We start from the raw sequence: 287 nt of genomic DNA, 5'->3' as shown, positions 1-287 counted from the left end.
TCAGCGCCTGGGTCATCACTTCCGGACCAATACCGTCCCCCGGCAATACGGCAATATGGTAATTCTTCGACATCACACGGTTTCCTTGTTGTTTTCGTTTTGTTGAGCTTTGCGTTGCAACTCTTTTTCGACTTCTGCGGCACGCCAGATATTGTTCAGAACGTGCACCATGGCTTTGGCAGATGACTCGACAATATCGGTAGCCAGGCCGACGCCGTGGAAGCGGCGACCGTTGTAGTTAGCGACGATATCCACCTGACCCAGCGCATCTTTACCGTGGCCTTTGG

Annotated in this window: 1 protein-coding gene; it reads right to left on the bottom strand. The window is 53.0% G+C overall.

Annotated elements, in window-relative coordinates:
- Positions 1-72: 72 nt before the first annotated feature.
- Positions 73-287, bottom strand: a 215-nt coding sequence (locus tag KI356_RS29005) for an alpha-isopropylmalate synthase regulatory domain-containing protein (protein ID WP_274388416.1), incomplete at its 5' end; no start/stop codon positions are given.

It is taken from the genome of Bacillus hominis, from assembly GCF_018332515.1.
Taxonomy (GTDB): Bacteria; Bacillota; Bacilli; order Bacillales; family Bacillaceae_G; genus Bacillus_A; species Bacillus_A hominis.
Note: the sequence above shows the minus strand (reverse complement) of the source record. Positions and strands in the feature narration are given on the sequence as shown.